Origin of the sequence: Actinopolymorpha cephalotaxi, from assembly GCF_013408535.1 — a bacterium.
Lineage (GTDB): Bacteria > Actinomycetota > Actinomycetes > Propionibacteriales > Actinopolymorphaceae > Actinopolymorpha > Actinopolymorpha cephalotaxi.
The window spans coordinates 6,829,197-6,846,177 of the sequence record NZ_JACBZA010000001.1; the positions used below are offsets into that span (position 1 = coordinate 6,829,197).

The following is a 16,981-nucleotide window of genomic DNA, read 5'->3' on the forward strand; positions in this document are numbered from 1 at the left end:
ATCTTCATGTGCTACCCGGGGGGGTCAGATGGCTATCACTGAAGCGGTAATCGCGAAAATGCTTGGCGAGCTTGCGATGGTTGCGGCACGCCAGGTGGGACGGACACCGAAACCCGATTATTTGAATGTAGAAGACGTTGCCATCGCGGTCCGGGACGCTTCAGGCGAGATAGTTGGCCTCTTAGGCTCCAACCATATGCAGATATTTGTAAAATTTCTGAAGAGTCCGGAAGTTCAAGGGCTAATACGCTCCTATTTCCTATGCCAACTGGCTGAAAAAGACGGCTATCCGGTGACGGAAATCAGAGAGGACCTAAACAGAGCGTTTTGCCAACTTGCAAAACACCACAGCGATGACGCAGATCCGTGGCACTCTATGGCGCCTGACGTATGGGACCGCCTAACCAATTTCGTGGACGAGGTGCTACCCGTAGCTGAGATCGTCGACGACGGTAGCCAGGACGATCTTGACGACCTTAGGAATCTGGTGGACGGGGCGCACGTCTCCGGCGAGCTTCGAACGACCCCTCCCCGATACCTGCGCGAAGTCGCTGACATCTCAGGCGACTTGACTAGACTTCTCACGATCAGTCAACACATCTCAGATATTAGACTTCAGCTGAGGGATCATTACTCGCAAATGAGATTGGAGCACGCGCAAGAAGATCATCGATATGAAATGGCCGATCTCTATATTGAAAGGACGTTGTTATCCGAAAGAACTGGCCGCGACGTGGACAGCTCCCAACTGCTACAGCCGGAGCGGCGGCTGAGGTGGATCGTCACAGGCGACCCAGGTGTCGGGAAGAGCACCTTCACGGAGCATGCAATTCGGACTATTTGTTCGAGACCCGAACTTGACATTGTGGCGCCACTTGTAATTAGGGGGCGTGAGTATGCAAGCAGTGGGTATCTTCCGCTTATTGACGAATTGCGCCGAGTCCTTTCGAAGCGCTTCAACCTCCGACTATCGACGGCTAGCGTCGAAGACATCTTGGTGATGGGGAGGGGAATTTTCGTCGTAGATGGTATCGATGAGGTTCTCGACCTAGGGCTCCGACGAGATCTTATACGCGAAATAGAGAGCTTCTCCCGCCAGTACCCACTGTGCACCGTCCTAGCTACTAGCCGTAACGTCGGATACGGTCAGGCTCGGTTTGATCACAAGTTTTTTGATCGCTACCATCTGAAGGCCTTCACCGACGAGCAAGTTCAAGACTACTCGGAGCGATGGTTCAAGCTTGTTGGACGGCCCAAAAGTGATCTGACAAAGTTCATTAGTGAACTCGAATCAATTCCAGATCTTCGGGCAAATCCATTGATGCTTTCCCTTCTCTGTATTCTTTTCAGAGCGCGAGGGTACATCCCTAGGAACAGGAGGCAGGTGTACGCGGCTTGTGCCGACCTCCTATTTCGTCGCTGGGATTCTATGCGTCATATAGCGCAGCCATATGATCACGAACATTATGGCGAGACGTTAATGCAGGAGATTGCTGGATGGTTTTATAAAAGCAGAAGTGCGCAGAGTGGCGTAGAAGAGAGGCAGATCGAGAAGGTAATCAGTACGTTCTTCGTCGATACTGCGGGAGTTCTGCCGACCGAAGCGCAGAAGCGTGCGCGGGATTTCCTAGAGTTCTGCGCCGGCCGCGCGTGGCTATTGGCTGTTTCCGGTACCAATGACCGGAACCAAAGGTTGTTTGTTTTCACGCACCGTACCTTCATGGAGTTCTTCGCCGCCGAGTCTTTCGTGCGAGAAACTCAGAGCATCGATCAAATAATAGATCGAGTGGCCGAGGTTTATAGGCAAGATGCGAGTTCGGTATTGCCTGACTTGATTGTTCAGTCAGCCGAAGCTCATCGGAGCCACGGGGCGCGCGATATTATTGAGGGCCTTCTCGAACGAAAGTCCACTAAGGTCGCCGACCCCTTCCTGCCTCTATGTCTACGCATAATCAATATCTCACCCGTGAATGCTGTGATCACGGAGAAGCTCTTTCGTCGGACTCTTGACCAGTGGCAACAATTCGGCCCAGATTTATTCTTGCCAACTTTTGTTGCCATTCTGGAACTTTACAGGGATCCTCGGCAGCGCTTCATCAATTTATTGACGTCTGATGTCGAAGAGCTCCAAGAGGAGGGCGTCGAAGGCTCTGAGATATTGAGCCGACCGGCAACGCAGTTTCTGCAACGATGGGCCAGGGTGTATCTAAGTGAAGGCGCCGTGAACTATCAAGAGGAGTGGGGCACTTTCGTAGCCGAGATCGCTGAAGTTGTCGCGGACTATGTCTCAGAAATTGATGACATGGCACTAATCCACTACCTCGTCGAAGCGGGGTTATGTACGTGGATGGATGACCGTCCTCTGACTTTGACTACTAGAGCGTTCGGACACCCGGTAGCAGGCGCCACGCTACGTTCTTTCGAACGACTCCTATTGGGTAATCAACCGACCGAATACGACGCTCGACACTTACTCGGCGTGGCTGAATACCTACATGGAGCAGCTGGAGATGTAGTAACAGAAGAATTTGCTAGTGAACTCAATTCCGTCCTGCGAGATCGGGTTACGTCTTGGCCGCATCGCGGGGGCGCGGGGGTTCTAGAAACAGAGATGGAACCTGCGGTAAGTTCGCTAGGGCTGTGGATGGGATTTGTAACATACGAGTATTCCACTTCGGTCGGGCCATATCATGAGGCTTGCAGCGATTTACTGGGTGTCGAATTGCTATCGCTTTGTGTTACCCGGGGATATCTCCTAGGAGATCACGCTGGCGATCCAGAACAGTTGACAGATGGAAATATCCGAGTACTGAGCCTAACGGAATGTCGAGCGGAGCTCGCTGGGCCGCGCGATTACCCGCATTGGTATGTCCGGTGGGCAAGGGGGGCTGTGCAGCTAGTGGAGTCTGAAGACGACGACGAAGACGATTAGGTAACAAATGGGCAGCTGCGCTGGCTAAGTGCTGCAGACGATCCGGACTTTCAGGATGAGGGCGTCCATGGCGACGAAGGTGAAGGGGCCGGCGTCGAGTGTCCGGGTGCGGAACGCCTCGACCTGCTCGTCCAGCTCCGCAGCCATCACCGACACCTGGGACTTGGACAGGCGGGGTATGCAGATTGTTCGACGAGTTTCTCTATCCGCTAGGTCGACACCCCCAGCAGGTAGCAGGTCGCTACCACGCTCGTTGGGCCTGTTCGGCCCGGCGCCGGCGTTCCACCAGCCAGTCCGGGAAGTAGGAGCCGGACCGCAGCTTGGGAATCGCGACGTCGATCGTGCCGGCACGGGTGTCGAAGTCGCGGTGGTGGTAGCCGTTGCGGGAGTTCGTACCGTTCGGGCTCGGCTGGCCATCGGGGGCGCCGCAGATCGCGTCGCCTTCCGCGCCCATCAACGCGTCGATGAACGTGGACAACAGCTCGTGCAGCAGGTCCGGCGACGCAGCCGACGGACCTGCTGCACGGATAAGTGACATTTGGTCTATGCGGCAGACCCTACGTGAAACCTGGGATCGAAGATCCTATGTGTCGAAGCCGGTGCCGTCACCAAAGAGACTCCACGACCCTGTCGCCTCGGTCGCAATACTCGTCAAGCGCGGCTGCGGCGCGCTCCGCTGATCCATCGAAGAGCCCGGCCTTCAGGGGCGGCCAATTCGAACCTTGCGCCTCGAACTCTGCTTGGATCCGGTGGTGTAGTGGGCGGTCCGAGTGTCGGTACCTCCAGGTGAACCGCCCGTACCACTGGCGGCCGACGTACCGGCTCTCCTTTTGTGCCTGGAGGTATGCATCAACGGCCAGCGCACCCAGAAGAACTTCCGTCTCATCGAACAAGTCACTGTAGTCTTCCTGGTCCGGCACAAGATCTTTTAACAGCGGCGCAAGCAGGTCGTGCAAGTGGTCTGAGATCGGCGTATGCCGCATGCCGCCACGCTGGAACCAGTCGGCAACAGCGCTGTCCTCGACCTTCGCCCCGTTGGTGGTGACCGCAAGGAGGTTCGCTGCGATCTTGAACGACTCGACGTAGTGCGGCGCCATGTAGCTGATGACCGAGTTGCGGTCGCGGTTGTACCGCACTGTCGGATCGACCGTGACCGCCTTGAGGGAGGTGTAGTTCTTCCGTGCCATTGCGCCGAGCGCGGCAGCGTACACGAGCGCCTGGACCGGATACTCCTGTATGGCGAGCAGATAGGTGTTTCCCGACCTTGGCCCGTCCACCGTCGAGGCGACCGCCCGGACCGCCTGTGTCCAGAGGGCGGCATGGTCGCCACTGCCCCACGCACAGCCGGTCACGAGGGCGCTCGCTAGCGGCTCTACGGTCAACCAATACGCGTTGAAGCGATCAACGACCCTGCGCGCGCTGGGCACGTCAGAGGTCAGGGCGATGTTTTCGGGGAAAAGCTCTTGGTTGCGGAGTTCAAAACGTGCCCGGTCAGCCTCGGACTGCACCAAATCGTGAAGCTCGATCTGCCGGCTCGGCTCCATCAGCATCGATTTGATGGCGGACGCGAGAAGTGAGCCGCGGGAGCCTTGATCGGCCTGGGTGAGCGACGCCTTGATGGACGCGCTATCGACTGCTCCCTCACCCAGAATTCTAAGGACGGCGGTGACTAGGGCGTGTCCTGCGGATCTTCGGTGATCGTTCGGTCACGATGTGTGGGTGGTTGGACGGGGTGAGGTTACTGACCGGGCGTGGGCGCGGATTGAGCCGTTGTTGCCGGACGCTGGAACGCCTGGTGGCAGGTGGCGTGACCATCGGCAGGTGGTCAACGCCATCTTGTGGAAGTTGCGTACCGGGGCGCCGTGGCGTGACCTGCCAGAACGCTACGGGCCATGGAAGACAGCCCATGAGCGGTTAAGGAAATGGACCGCGGACGGCACCTGGGACACGCTGATGAGCGAGGTCGTCACCAAGGACGACTCGATCGGTGAGGTCGAGTGGGTGATCAGCGTGGACTCCACCTACATCCGGGCACACCAGCATGCTGCTGGGGCCCGGAAAAAGGGGGCTGCGCGAACTGGATCGAAGACCTCGCCATACCCGGAGAAGCCCTGGGCAGGTCCCGGGGCGGGCTGACCAGCAAACTGCACCTGGCCGTCGACGGCGCCGGGCTGCCGGTCAGCGTGATCCTCACCCCGGGTCCGGCGGGTGACAACCCTCAACTGCTGCCGCTGCTGGATGAGATCTCCGACCTGCGGATTGACGGGGTGCGGGTGCAGGTCGGGCGAGTGCTGGCCGACAAGGCCTACTCCCATCCCTCTACCCGCAAAGCCTTACGGCGCAGGCGAATCAAGGTCACCATCCCCGAGCGGGCCGACCAGATCCAACGCCGCAAACAACGCGGCCAAGCCGGCGGGCGCCCACCAGCGTTCGACGCCGAGATCTACCGGGACCGCAACGTGGTCGAACGCTGCTTCAACCGCCTCAAGCAGTTCCGCGGCCTGGCCACCCGCTACGCCAAAAGAGCCGCCTACTACCGCTCCGAAGTCCTCATCGCCTGCCTCATCCTGCTCCTGCGATGAAGATCCGCAGGACACGCCCTAGGCGGATCGTCTCGTCCTTGGCGTCTTCGCCGAAAAGGTCAACTCGCTGAAGCGAGTCGAGCGTGCGCCCCGCACCGAGGTCGTAGTCAGGAAGCTTGCAGTCGTCCAGGCGCACGGGGATCAGCCACACGCGTCCTGGGGGGTGCTGCCGGAACTGCTCCACCGCGAGGAGAAGTTCCTCGTGCTGGTAGGATTGGTCTCGAGCCTGGCTGCTACTAGAGAACACCGCGAGGAACGCTAGGGCGTTGCGCTGGATCGCCTTGCGGATGGTGAGTTTCCAGTCCTCTCCGGGCGACAGCTTCATCTTGTCGGTCCAGACCGGGATGTCGGCCGCCTTCAGGGCGCTCACGATGTCCTGCATCCGGTCGACGTCCTCGCGGACGTAGGAAATGAAGGCGTGGCCGGCCGCCTCATTGGAGATCGTCATGACGAGAACCCTAATGACGGGCACCGTGCGCCGTACACCTCCGGCGTATATACAGTCGCTTCGACCATGATTTGCCACGTGCATGCCGTGCCGATGCTCTACTCAGTTGGTCCGTTCGTAGGCGGCGCTACGGGTGGCTACCGCGTGGTGCCCAACCGTTGGGACGGTTTGGTTGGTATCTCGGGTTGACCTCAACCCCACCGAGCCAGAACTCACCGACCAACCACCGCGTTGCGCCCAGGGGGCGGCTGCCGATCGAAAGGCCTCCGCCGGACCGCCAGGAGCGCCTCGATCTCGGTGGCCCCGCTAGGGCCGCCAAGGCACACCACTCGGCCAGCACGTCGATTAGTGGCAGTTCCGCTCGGCTGACTCGGTGGGAGGCCATCCATGCCTTGCTCATGACCGAACTGGGTAGGGGCGTGTCAATGGTTCTGTCAATGAAACGGAGCTGCAGCGCTCCGGTCACGGCAGTCCAGACAGAGTGGCGTCCATCAAAGTGGTGTACCGCAGGCGCCTTGTTGATGGGCGTGTCGTAGACGTGTAGGGCGGTCATCGCGTGATCCTTCGAACTGAGTTCCCGCTCAAGCTCAAGGAGACCTTCGCGATGACCGCCAAGCCCAGTATGACCCCTGACCGGTTCCTGCATGAGCAGTTAGGGCGTGTCTCCCGAATGTCGGCCTTCCGGGCTGCGATGGTTGACCGATGTCGCGTTCAGCCGTGCTGTCCGATGCCCAGTGGGAGCTGATCGAGCCCTTGATGCCGTCCTCGGACGGCAAGCGGGGCAACAGGTTTCGGGACCACCGCAGGATCGTCGAGGGTGTCGTGTACCGGTTCCGGACCGGCATCGCCTGGCGTGACCTGCCGGAGCGGTTCGGGCCGTGGCAGACGGTCTGGAAGCGGCATCGCCGGTTCTGCGGCGACGGCACTTGGGACCGGATCCACACCGCGCTGCTCGCGCACGCCGACGCGGCCGGTGACATCGACTGGTCGGTCAGCGTGGACTCGACGATCAACCGCGCGCACCAGCACGGCACCAACCTGACCAGGCCCGCCACTGGCACAGGGGGAACTGTCGAATCACACGAATCTGCGGATCGAGCCGGCTGACCACGCCATCGGCCGCTCCCGCGGAGGCCTGAGCACGAAGATTCACCACTTGTGCGACGGCAAGGGCCGCCCGCTCGTGCTGCTGCTCGGGCCCGGCCAGGCCAACGACTCGCCGATGTTCGCGAACCTGCTCAAGGCGATTCGCGTACCCAGGCAGGGTCGAGGGCGCCCGCGGACCCGACCCGACGCGGTCCTGGCGGACAAGGCGTACTCCTCCCGCGGCAACCGGGCGCTGCTGCGCTCCCGTGGCATCACCGCCGTGATCGCCGAACCGTCCGACCAGACAGGAAACCGCAAACGCAAGGGCTCCAAGGGTGGCCGACCACCGACGTTCGACGCCGAGGCGTACAAGGGGCGCAACGTCATCGAGCGTTCTTTCAACGTCCTGAAGCAGTGGCGAGGCTTGGCCACCAGGTACGACAAGCTCGCCCTGACCTACCGCGGCGGCGTCGTACTCGGCGCGATCATCACCTGGCTACGCGAACTGGGAGACACGCCCTAGCTGCTGCGTCGCCGGACCTGCTGCGCGAGTTGTTGTCCACGTTCATCGACGCGCTGATGGGTGCCGAAGCCGACGCGGTCTGCGGCGCACCCTACGGGGTGGCCAGCCCGGACCGGACGAACTCCCGTAACGGCTACCGTCACCGTGACTTCGACACCCGCACCGGCACGATCGACGTGGCGATCCCCAAGCTCCGCTCGGGTTCGTACTTCCCGGACTGGCTGCTGGAACGGCGCCGCCGGGCCGAACGGGCCCTGACGTCGGTGGTGGCGACCTGTTACCTGCTCGGGGTGTCGACGAGGCGGATGGAGAAACTCGTCGAACAACTCGGCATCACCCGCCTGTCCAAGTCCCAGGTCAGCGTGATGGCTGCGGAGCTGGACGAGCAGGTGGAGGCGTTCCGCACCCGGCCCTTGGACGCCGGCCCCTACACGTTCGTCGCGATGGACGCCCTGGTGCTGAAGGTCCGTGAGGGTGGCCGGGTCGTCGGGGTGCACGCCCTCGTCGCGACCGGTGTCAACGCCGACGGACACCGAGAGATCCTCGGCATCGACGTCACCTCCGCCGAAGACGGCGCGGGCTGGCTGGGATTCCTGCGTGGGCTGGTCGCCCGCGGCCTGTCCGGTGTCGGGCTGGTGACCTCTGATGCCCACGCCGGCCTGGTCGCAGCGATCGGGGCGACCCTGCCCGGCGCGGCCTGGCAGCGGTGCCGCACCCACTACGCCGCCAACCTGATGGCTGTGACCCCGAAGGCGTCCTGGCCGTGGGTGCGGACCCTGCTGCACTCGGTCTATGACCAGCCCGACGCCGCCGCGGTGCACGACCAGTTCAACCGCGTCCTGGACGCCTTGGGCGACAAGCTGCCCAAGGTCGCCGACCACCTCGAGGCCGCACGGCCCGACGTGCTCGCGTTCACCACGTTTCCCAAGCAGCTGTGGCGACAGATCTGGTCCAACAATCCCCAAGAACGGTTGAACCGCGAGATCCGCCGCCGCACCGACGTCGTCGGGATCTTCCCCGACCGCAACTCCCTCATCCGCCTCGTCGGAGCCGTCCTCGCCGAACAACACGACGAATGGATCGAAGGCCGCCGCTACCTCGGCCTGGACCTCCTCGCCAAAGCCCGCAACGACATCGTCTCCGAGGAGGTGACCCACACCGACCTCAAGGCGCTCAGCGCCTAACCCACGAAGAGATCACGCGACACGACCGCTACACCACGCCAATGGACTTGACCCCAGACAGGCAAAGATGCAGGTCAGCAAGCGTGAAACTGACCATGGACGGCGTGGCGTCGCTCGTGTAATCGGGCGGTTAGGGTTCAAGTCCCCTCGCTGGCTCAACACGAAAGCCCAGGTCAGATGCCTTTTCTGGCCTGGGCTTCATCTTGCTCGGCACGGCCTGTTGTCAATGGCTGCTGTCGATGAACCGCTCGCCGCACGGTTGCGAAGACGCGCGTGGAGGCGCACGAGGCCGAACCCCCAACACTCGCCGGCTACTGCCGCGCAGCTGAGACCCGTATCAGGCCACCAAACCCGCCAGCCCTCCGAGCTGCGGATTCTGCTTCCGGGAGCGCCAGGGCGATGTCATGATCACGCCATGGACCAGCCCCGCCGGCGCGTATCCCACTCCGTCTGGATCGCCCTCGCCGTCGTCACCGCCGTCAGTGGCTGGTTCCTGTTGCTCGGCGGAGACGTGGTGAGCACCATCCGCGAGTCAGACCGTTCGAGTCGTGAGTACGTCGCCGACCAGCGCGACCAGGCAGAAGGCGTACCCATGGTGTTGCCGGTAACCCTCCCATCCGGGTACGACTCCGCGAGCAACTACGGCTACATCGATCTCAACGCCCCCGACGAACCCGGCGAGCCCGACGACACCCCAGCGCATGCTGACGCCCGCGAAGTGGGCTTCACGCCTACCGAAGGCGTCCAGGCGCGGGGAGGGCTCCCAGCTGTCCAGCTCTGCGTCGAGTACGCCGGTCCGAAGCCGGAGGCGGCGTGCCACGCCAGTCCACACGCCATCAAGCGACGCCACGGACGGACCATCGTCACCTTCTACGCCGCCAGTACCAGCGGCCAGGACCTGTCCGGCTGGAAGTCCGTCGAACTCACCACCGACCTCGCCAAGGTGACCTGGCTGCACTGAGCGGGTCGGGCCACCCCACGGAAGGGCGATGCGCAGCGATGAGTAGGACACCACTAGCAGTGCTGATCCTCGGCGCGATCGCCGCGGTGGCAGTCGCCGGGATCGTCGAACTCGCGTTTCTCGGCAACCCTCTTGCTGGCGTGGTCCTGCTGGTCCTCGCCGTCCTGGCACTCTTGCTTGCCCTCTTCGTCGCGATCCGCGAGCCTGACGAGGAACCCGGTGAGTCGGTTCAGACGCACAGCGGAAGGATGGAGTGGAAGGCGCCGTCGCAACGCGACGACATCCGCTGAGCAAGGCGAGCGTCCCACTTAACTCCCAGTTTGGACGCCCATCGACACCGATCGACGGCAGACGACGCATATCGCCAGGCCGACGATCCGCCAAGCAGCGTTGACGATTGTCAGATATCGCAAGCTAAGACAACCCTCCGAGCCCAAGTCGGGCGGGTGGGGTTTCAGGTCCCCTCGCCGGCTCCCAGTAGGACACCAGGTTCCGCTGCGAGGATCCCGGCGTGGCGCCGTCACGGCCCGCTGGTCACCTGGATGCCGCGGGTGACGGTGAACATCCGCTCCCACGCGACGACGACCCCGCCAGTACGTGTCGCGTCCAGGCGCGGCGCCTCGCCGTTGGAACTGATGGTGGCCGCGCTGCCGAACGTTCCGCCGCTACTGACTCTGGCCGTCTGAATGGTGTTGACCGTGCTGGCGGAATTGCGTCCCTGCCAGACCACTACGCCGTCGCCGTCGTCGTCGACGGCAAGGTCGGGTTCACGACCGATGCCGAGTTGGACGACCGACCCCACCGTGCCGGTACGGGTGATCCGGCGCGCGTGGAGAGCCGTCGCGTCGGTTCGGTCCCAGACGACGACAACATCGCCATCGAGGTCACTGGCGACCACGTGGTTCGACACCTCGTCGGTGGAGGGCGAGAGCGTCCGCGAGACCCCCAGATCGCCGACCGGCGACACCCCACGTGACCACAGCGCCGAATGGCCCGTAGCCGCGTCCCTCCGTCGGAAGGCGACGATGCCGTTGCCGTAGCGGTCGACCGCAACGCGGGCGCTGGAGTAGCCGTCGATCGGGCTGAGTGCCGGAGACGCCGTACGCACCAGGCTGTAGACGCCGGTCGAGGACAGCGTCCTGGCATAGATCGCGTTGTCGTCGGCCCAGCCGATGAGCGCGTCACCCTGGCGATCGATCGCCACGGCCGGCACGTCGGCATTGCGGGCCGTCCGGGTCAGCTGGGTGACCGACCCGGTGGTGCCGTCGCGGCGGAAGCGTCGGACCATCGGCCAGGAGGTTCCGTCGGAGCGGCGCTCGTTCCATACGACCAGCGCGTCGCCGTCGGAGTCGGTGGCGACATCGGCCAGGAACGCCCTGGGTGTGGCCGTCGACATCGCCAGCACCGGTCCGAGTACGCCGGTCCGGGACACCCTGCGGGCGTAGATGCGGTAGGTGTCACCGGCGTAGGCCTGCCACACCACGACCGCATCACCATCGTCGTCGAGGGCCACCCGGGGAGACTTCGGCACCTGGCCGCTCGGCGAGATCACCTTCGTCGAGCCGAGAACACCCGACCGAGACCGCTGCCGCACAAGTAGGCGGTACGTGTACGGGTAGGAGGTGGACACCTCCGTCCATGCCAGCAGCGTGTCGCCCTCACGGTCGACGCCGACCGCCGGGCTCGTCGCGTTCCAGGTCGACGACGAGACCGTGACCGGACTGCTGTACGCCGCGAACGCCGGGTTTGCCCCCAGCACCATGACTGACGCGGCACCCGCCGCAACGAAACCTGAGATCCACCGACGCAGGACCATCGTGTCCCAACCCCTTCACTGGCGCGTGAGCGGGCACAGCATCCCACTGTCCGTGCCCAGCCGGAACAACGACCTGGCGACCACCGCGCCTCGCGGTTCGTCAGGTGGTGGGGATGACCTGGAAGACCTCGGCCAGGCGGCCCGCGGGAAGCCCGGCGCCGAGCGCGGCCTTGTCAGCCGTCTCGTGAACTCGCTGGGCGAGGTCGTCGAGATGCCCCGTCTGGCTGCCGTGCGCGCGAAGCGCCGCCACCCTGACGTCGACGTTGTCGGTGATGTCGACGTACGCATTCGGGTCGGCGGCGCCCATCAGCCATGCCTGCGACGCACGCCACGGCTGGAAGCCTTCGTCGTCATGAAGCTCGGGATGGATGAAGCGGTTGGCGGCATCGGGATAGATCGCGCACAGCGTGGCTTCGCCGACCGCGCGGTGGTCGGGGTGGTTGCTGCGGATGGAGTCCCGGGTTCGTTCCGGTGCCCAGGTGAGTACGAGGTCGGGCCGGACCCGCCTGATCTGCCGTGCGATGTCGCGCCGGAGCGCGAGCGTGACCTCCACCCGGCTGTCGGAGTAGCCGAGGAACGTGACGTCGCGGACTCCGAGTTCGCGTGCGGCCGCGCGGGCTTCTGCCTGCCGGACGGCGGCCACCTGGTCCCGGGGAGTCTGGCCGAGTTGGCCGGCGTCCCCGTTGGTCACGATGCAGATGGCGACCTCGAGCCCGGCGCGCGTCCAACCGGCGATCGTTCCACCCGCGAGGAAGTCCAGGTCATCCGGATGCGCTGCGACAGCCAGCACCCGGGTGACATCGCGTACTTCGGTTCGGTCGTCCACGCGCCCACCATGGCATCGGTGGTCGTCCGTTGTCGACGGCTCGTGACTCGCCGTGGACGGGCTCCGGCGAGGCCCGGCGTTAAGCTCGCGCCATGGCCGAGTACCCGCCGATGGCGCTGCACCTGGAGACCGAGCGGCTGACGATGCGCCCGTGGACCCTCGACCATGCCGCCGCTCTTCGTGAGCTCCATGCCGAACGAGGTGGCGGTACGCCGGCGATCGAGGACGTACGCGAGATCATCGCGAAGCAACTCGCCGAGGTCGAGCGGACAGGCCTTGCGCTGCTGCCCATCCGGCGCCGCGACGTCGGTGACTTCATCGGATACTGCGGGCTCCTCGTCGGCCGGTCCACCGTCGAAGAGCCCGAGATCGCGTACGAGTTGTTCCAGCGCGTGCACGGGAAAGGCTATGCGACCGAGGCGGCCAGGGCTGTTGTCGACGCCGCGATCGCAACGGGTCGGAAGCGGCTCTGGTCGACTGTGGGTCCGTGGAACACACCGTCCTTCCGGGTCCTCGAGAAGCTCGGCTTCGAGCGCAGCCACGTCGCGACCGACGACCGCGGCGAACATGTGTGGCTCACCCGCGAACTGCCGTGAGCGGACGCCGTTCGCGAAGAGCAACGAGTGCGAACACCAAGCCACCACACAGGTAACTCCACGACTCGTCACAGGTACGAGACGGATCGTTTCCTCCGTAGAGCCGCCGTCTGGGCGGTGACATTTCAGGAGGAACGATGAACGAACGAGTCAGGAGCCACGGCCGGATCGCTCGATGGGTAGGCGCAGCGAGCCTGTTGGCCGCCGGGGCCGTCGGCGGAGGGCTGGTCGCCGGCGCGCTGTCGGCGAACGCCGCAACGAACGCCAACGTGAATAGCACCAGTACCACCGCGGTCGCCGACGGCAACTCGCCGCCGACTCCGACCAACGAGGGCGAGCAGCGCGCAGGATTTCCCCCACACGGCACGGCAGCCCACGAGGCACTGGAGAAGCCGGTCACCGGCTCCAACGCCACCAAGGCGAAGGCCGTCGCCGTCAAGGCCGTTGGCAGCGGTACCGCCGGAGCGGTGACCACCGACGCGTCCGGCAACGGATACGAGGTCACGGTCACCAAGTCCGACGGGTCGAAGACGGAGATACATCTGGACCAGTCGTTCGACGTCATCGACCACGGCCGACCCGGCAGGTGAGGGCGGCGGACGGGGGCGCGCCGTGCCGCCCCCGTCCAGCCGAATGCAGCCGTTGGTCCCGGGCCCTCACCCAGGGACGTCACTCAGGATCGCCAGACAGAGCAGCCGATCATCCGATCCTCTGTCGTTCAGGTCAGCGATCCTCTGCACCTGGAACCCAGCCAACCGAACGCGTTCATCCAGTTCCGCGTGAGTCCACGGGCGCATCGTGAAGTCGTAGACGGCAAGGCGTGGTGGCCCGGAAGCGGCACGTAGTTCGTGTTGCTCGTGAATGTAGAGGAGACCGTGCTCGAACCTTCCGTCGGCTCTGAAGGTCAGCGTCCCGCGCGGAGTGTCGATCACCTTCTCCAGGCGGAAGTTGTCTCTGTAGCGACGTTCGGATCCGTCCTGGTCCCTGACATCGAGGACGACGGCGCCGCCTGTTCGCACGTGTGCGGCGAAGTTGTCCAGTACGGCTTGCCGATCCTCGTCCCTGATCAGGTCATTGAGTACGCCGCGGCACACGATGCCGTCGTAACGTCTTCCCAGGTTGAGTTCACGGAGGTCTGCGACCTGAGCATCGGCCCCCGGCAGCCGCTCGACAGCTTGCGAGAGCAGTTCAGGTGAGCCATCCACCAGGTCGACGTCGTAGCCACGCGCGTGGAAGGCCGCGGCGTAGCGGCCCGTCCCGCAGCCGGCGTCGAGCAGTTTCGCGCCCAGTCCGATGCCAACCGAATCAAGGGCTGCGCAAGCTTCCGCGACCCATGATCCCTCCGGAGTGGCGACAACCTGGTCGTACGCCCACCCGAAGTCCCCATAGAAAGGTCGGGCGCTTCCTCCGGAGACGGAACGAGACACCTGGCTATGCTCCCATGTCCGGCGTCGACGGACCGGCTGAGGTCAGGGCGGCGCGCCCAGGCCGCCTGCCGAGCCGGAGGGGGTACGCCGAGCAGGAAGGTGCGGAAGCTAGATGGGCGGGTACGGCCGCTCGGGCCGGCGTCCAGTCGGCGGGCAGGAGACTCGGCAGACCGGTGGTGACAACGACGAGGTCGTACGCCGGGAAGACGCTGGTGTGCTGACCGGCCCAGCCACCGAAGAAGAAGCCGTCGTCAGCTACCCAGGTGAGGTAGCCGTACCCCGTGTTCTCCGGCGGCCCGCCCGGGGTCCAGGCCGTCGTCATCGCCTGCACCCAGGAGGAACTGAGGACCCTTCGCGTGCTCGTCGTACCTCCGTCAAGAAGAAGTTGCCCCAGGGTCGCGAGGGAGCCGGCGGAGAGTTGCAGGTGTGCGGCGCCGAAGCAGTAGCCCTCGGGGTCGCGCAGCCACTTGGCCTCGTCGATACCCAAGGGACCGAAGAGATGCTCGGCGGCGTACTTCTCTAGGTCGCCGACGCGCCTGCTCAGCCAGATCGCCAGCAGGTGTGCGGCTTCGTTGTCGTAACAGAACCGTGTACCCGGTGCCCAACGGCGCGTCCGGCCACGGATCGCCTGCTCCCACCCGGACGGAAGTTCCATCACCCGGTCGATGTCCTCTGGGTCGCTCGCGACCCCTCGGGTCATGGTCAGGAAGTCCCGGACCGTGGCGTCATCCTCGACGCATTCCTCGAGAGTGACGGCGCCGCTGTCGACGGCGAGGCCCACCAGCATGGCCAGCACGGACTTGGTCATCGAGAAGCAGTCCCGCAGTTGTCCTGGAGCGTACGAGGCGCGGTGGATGAGCTGTCCGCCCTGCAGGACAACGAGGTCGGCCGTCTGGGCCATCCGAGGATCGGCCCGAATCGCTGCTTCGAGAGTGCTACTCCACTGAGTCCAGGCCACTTGGCTTTCCAATGGACCTCCTCGTCGCGGTCGGTCGCGGAGCTGCATTGTTGGCAAGGGTCGGCCCTGACCGCAACTTAAATAGTGCAAGCTTGCACACCAAAGCGACTGGCGCCTGGCAATAGACAGGAACGGCGACCCGGTATAGCCGGTGATGCCGCTGCTGTCTCTCACCCACCGTTTCCGCCTTTCGCTACTCCGAGTCCGGATTGCTTCGCTACCGTAACTACACGGACATCCGGTCGAGTTGGCTCGGGAGGGCCCGTTCGGGCCCCGAGTTACGGAGGGGGAACGGATGAGGGGGGCATTCAGAAGGCCGTGGCGAGGATTTCCAACAATCTGCGTCATGGTGGCGGGGGCGGGACTGGTCACGATCGGAAGTAGCTTTGTCGGCGACGTCGATGGATGGAGGAAGGGCTTCTTCATAGGGCTCGCGCTCATTGGTGGCTGTGTCAACGTCGCGGTGCCGCCCATCGAGCAGGTCAAAAGAGATCGGGCGCATGCTCGAGTGCAGGAGGACAGGCGCCGCGAGTTGGTGAAGGCCGAGAAGGCGGCTGCGGACATGAGAACGGCCATGATCAACGCGTTCGGTCCCATCGCCTACGAACTCGGCGTCATGTGGAATGCCGACAAGGGAAAGAGAGACCGCTACCACTCGTCCATCGTGAAGTCGATACTGGAGGCAGTGGCGCAAATCACCAAGCACTCCGACGACTCTCAGGTACGGGCGAGCTTCTACAGGCTTGAGAACGGCTCACCCCGCAGTTTGCAGCCCGTGCAGTTCGTGGGTCGCTTCCCGGGCCCTCGAACGGTGTTTGTCGAGGACACCGACAAGGGGCGGCACATGTTCGACGTGCTGTACGCCCGAGGTGCTCAAGCGAAGGGGTACGACCTCGTAGAGAACTTCGACATCAGTCCGCCGGAGGGTTGGGATCCCAATGGCGGTGGGCCGTACAAGACCTACATCGCCGCACCCGTCATCGTCGGAAAAGTCCCCTGCGGAATGTTGTTCGTCGATACGTTGAAGCCTGGCGAACTCACGTTGATCGACGCGACCATCACGCGGTTCTTCGCGATGCTCACCGGCGCTGTGCTGGCGGACGACAAGAAGTTCAGGGAGTTTGGCAAGATGATTCCCGCCAATCGGTCGGGGGAGGAGGCAGTCCAGTGAACGAAATTCTTCTGGCGAAGGACCTGGAGAAGCAATATTCGCGCATTCTCAACGAGCCGGCCGCGTACTTCTCGGAGGCACGCAGCGAGGCACTTACCGACATTCGAGACGAAATCGAGGGTGCTGGCGAGCACGAAGTCGCGGACCGAGCGCACCCAGAACAACGGTCTCTCACCTCCGCGTTTCCAGAAGGTGCCATCCGCCTCCACGGGAGCACCTCGCCGATACCGCGCTCCTTCGTGCTCAAGTTGGTGATCGTCGCGGTCGGCGTCCTCGGACTGGCACTGGCAGTGTTCAACCGCAGCGGTGCTTCGCAGAGCCCGGCCTTCTTCTTGGGGAGCGTCGCCCTCGGGGCCTCGCTCGGGGCCTTGGCGTGTTACCAACTCGACAGCTACCTGCTCCGCAGCAGTGACGCGGGTCGCGGGGATCCCTCCTCCCGTCACTGATGCGAGACCGCTGACGACCAAGACG

At 63.8% G+C, this 16,981-nt stretch carries 14 protein-coding genes and 3 pseudogenes; 10 read left to right on the forward strand and 7 right to left on the reverse strand.

Annotated features, from left to right (window positions below):
- The first annotated feature begins 28 nt into the window (after positions 1-28).
- Positions 29-2,932 carry an NACHT domain-containing protein gene (locus FHR37_RS30620; RefSeq protein WP_175542678.1) on the forward strand — a complete coding sequence of 968 codons (2,904 nt, stop codon included), beginning with the start codon at positions 29-31 and terminating at the stop codon, positions 2,930-2,932.
- 42 nt (positions 2,933-2,974) lie between these two features.
- Here FHR37_RS30620 and FHR37_RS30625 read toward each other — a convergent pair.
- A pseudogene (locus FHR37_RS30625) lies at positions 2,975-3,470 on the reverse strand (transposase); the annotation flags it as partial.
- Positions 3,471-3,537: 67 nt separating this feature from the next.
- The gene (locus FHR37_RS30630; RefSeq protein WP_139239096.1) at positions 3,538-4,482 is read right to left on the reverse strand and encodes a hypothetical protein; all 945 of its coding nucleotides are present in this window, start codon (positions 4,480-4,482) and stop codon (positions 3,538-3,540) included.
- Positions 4,483-4,651: 169 nt separating this feature from the next.
- On the opposite strand from FHR37_RS30630, the pseudogene FHR37_RS30635 reads away from it, so the two are divergent.
- Positions 4,652-5,514: pseudogene (locus FHR37_RS30635) on the forward strand (IS5 family transposase).
- On the opposite strand, the gene FHR37_RS30640 reads toward FHR37_RS30635, so the two are convergent.
- Complete coding sequence (locus tag FHR37_RS30640; protein ID WP_175542879.1) at positions 5,495-5,962, reverse strand: toll/interleukin-1 receptor domain-containing protein; 468 nt, start codon at positions 5,960-5,962, stop codon at positions 5,495-5,497. The pseudogene FHR37_RS30635 and the gene FHR37_RS30640 sit on opposite strands and share 20 nt — an antisense overlap.
- A gap of 702 nt (positions 5,963-6,664) precedes the next feature.
- On the opposite strand from FHR37_RS30640, the pseudogene FHR37_RS30645 reads away from it, so the two are divergent.
- The 4 genes and pseudogenes from FHR37_RS30645 (at position 6,665) to FHR37_RS30660 (ending at position 10,006) form a co-directional block, all read left to right on the forward strand.
- Positions 6,665-7,571 (forward strand): annotated as a pseudogene (locus FHR37_RS30645) (IS5 family transposase).
- Positions 7,541-8,755: an IS256 family transposase gene (locus FHR37_RS30650; protein ID WP_179771057.1), complete on the forward strand. Its 1,215-nt coding sequence runs from the start codon at positions 7,541-7,543 to the stop codon at positions 8,753-8,755. Before FHR37_RS30645 ends, FHR37_RS30650 begins: the two are co-directional and overlap by 31 nt.
- 415 nt (positions 8,756-9,170) lie before the next feature.
- Positions 9,171-9,716 (forward strand): hypothetical protein, encoded by a 546-nt coding sequence (locus FHR37_RS30655; RefSeq protein WP_092879974.1) that lies wholly within the window; start codon positions 9,171-9,173, stop codon positions 9,714-9,716.
- 59 nt (positions 9,717-9,775) lie between these two features.
- Positions 9,776-10,006 carry a hypothetical protein gene (locus FHR37_RS30660; protein ID WP_092879977.1) on the forward strand — a complete coding sequence of 77 codons (231 nt, stop codon included), beginning with the start codon at positions 9,776-9,778 and terminating at the stop codon, positions 10,004-10,006.
- A 230-nt stretch (positions 10,007-10,236) separates the two neighbouring features.
- Here the strand turns inward: FHR37_RS30660 and FHR37_RS30665 are convergent, their stop codons facing one another.
- Together FHR37_RS30665 and FHR37_RS30670 are read right to left on the reverse strand one after the other, a co-directional pair.
- Positions 10,237-11,478: a hypothetical protein gene (locus tag FHR37_RS30665; protein ID WP_237768520.1), complete on the reverse strand. Its 1,242-nt coding sequence runs from the start codon at positions 11,476-11,478 to the stop codon at positions 10,237-10,239.
- Between the two features lie 154 nt (positions 11,479-11,632).
- Positions 11,633-12,358, reverse strand: a complete 726-nt coding sequence (locus tag FHR37_RS30670; RefSeq protein ID WP_092879984.1) for a PIG-L deacetylase family protein — start codon at positions 12,356-12,358, stop codon at positions 11,633-11,635.
- A gap of 92 nt (positions 12,359-12,450) precedes the next feature.
- Here FHR37_RS30670 and FHR37_RS30675 point away from each other — a divergent pair, with 92 nt between their 5' ends.
- On the forward strand, positions 12,451-12,954 hold the full coding sequence (locus FHR37_RS30675) for a GNAT family N-acetyltransferase (RefSeq protein ID WP_092879987.1): 504 nt from the start codon (positions 12,451-12,453) through the stop codon (positions 12,952-12,954).
- 137 nt (positions 12,955-13,091) lie between these two features.
- The gene (locus tag FHR37_RS30680) at positions 13,092-13,544 is read left to right on the forward strand and encodes a PepSY domain-containing protein (RefSeq protein WP_139238767.1); all 453 of its coding nucleotides are present in this window, start codon (positions 13,092-13,094) and stop codon (positions 13,542-13,544) included.
- 66 nt (positions 13,545-13,610) lie between these two features.
- On the opposite strand, the gene FHR37_RS30685 is transcribed toward FHR37_RS30680, so the two are convergent.
- Together FHR37_RS30685 and FHR37_RS30690 are read right to left on the reverse strand one after the other, a co-directional pair.
- Complete coding sequence (locus FHR37_RS30685; protein WP_092879993.1) at positions 13,611-14,381, reverse strand: class I SAM-dependent methyltransferase; 771 nt, start codon at positions 14,379-14,381, stop codon at positions 13,611-13,613.
- A 4-nt stretch (positions 14,382-14,385) separates the two neighbouring features.
- Positions 14,386-15,282: a serine hydrolase domain-containing protein gene (locus FHR37_RS30690; RefSeq protein WP_175542297.1), complete on the reverse strand. Its 897-nt coding sequence runs from the start codon at positions 15,280-15,282 to the stop codon at positions 14,386-14,388.
- Between the two features lie 403 nt (positions 15,283-15,685).
- Between FHR37_RS30690 and FHR37_RS30695 the strand changes: the two genes are divergently transcribed.
- Both FHR37_RS30695 and FHR37_RS30700 read left to right on the forward strand, forming a co-directional pair.
- A complete protein-coding gene (locus FHR37_RS30695) occupies positions 15,686-16,510 on the forward strand; it encodes a hypothetical protein (protein WP_175542298.1) in 825 nt (274 codons plus the stop codon).
- Positions 16,507-16,956: a hypothetical protein gene (locus FHR37_RS30700; protein ID WP_092880002.1), complete on the forward strand. Its 450-nt coding sequence runs from the start codon at positions 16,507-16,509 to the stop codon at positions 16,954-16,956. The genes FHR37_RS30695 and FHR37_RS30700 overlap by 4 nt, the downstream gene beginning before the upstream one ends.
- The last annotated feature ends 25 nt before the right edge of the window (positions 16,957-16,981 follow it).

Excerpts from the sequence above, each read along its gene's own strand:
- FHR37_RS30620 (WP_175542678.1), top strand. The coding sequence starts at position 29 with ATGGCTATCACTGAAGCGGTAATCGCGAAAATGCTTGGCGAGCTTGCG.
- FHR37_RS30630 (WP_139239096.1), bottom strand. The coding sequence starts at position 4,482 with ATGCTGATGGAGCCGAGCCGGCAGATCGAGCTTCACGATTTGGTGCAG.
- FHR37_RS30640 (WP_175542879.1), bottom strand. The coding sequence starts at position 5,962 with ATGACGATCTCCAATGAGGCGGCCGGCCACGCCTTCATTTCCTACGTC.
- FHR37_RS30655 (WP_092879974.1), top strand. The coding sequence starts at position 9,171 with ATGGACCAGCCCCGCCGGCGCGTATCCCACTCCGTCTGGATCGCCCTC.
- FHR37_RS30665 (WP_237768520.1), bottom strand. The coding sequence starts at position 11,478 with ATGGTGCTGGGGGCAAACCCGGCGTTCGCGGCGTACAGCAGTCCGGTC.
- FHR37_RS30675 (WP_092879987.1), top strand. The coding sequence starts at position 12,451 with ATGGCCGAGTACCCGCCGATGGCGCTGCACCTGGAGACCGAGCGGCTG.
- FHR37_RS30680 (WP_139238767.1), top strand. The coding sequence starts at position 13,092 with ATGAACGAACGAGTCAGGAGCCACGGCCGGATCGCTCGATGGGTAGGC.
- FHR37_RS30690 (WP_175542297.1), bottom strand. The coding sequence starts at position 15,282 with ATGGCCCAGACGGCCGACCTCGTTGTCCTGCAGGGCGGACAGCTCATC.
- FHR37_RS30695 (WP_175542298.1), top strand. The coding sequence starts at position 15,686 with ATGGTGGCGGGGGCGGGACTGGTCACGATCGGAAGTAGCTTTGTCGGC.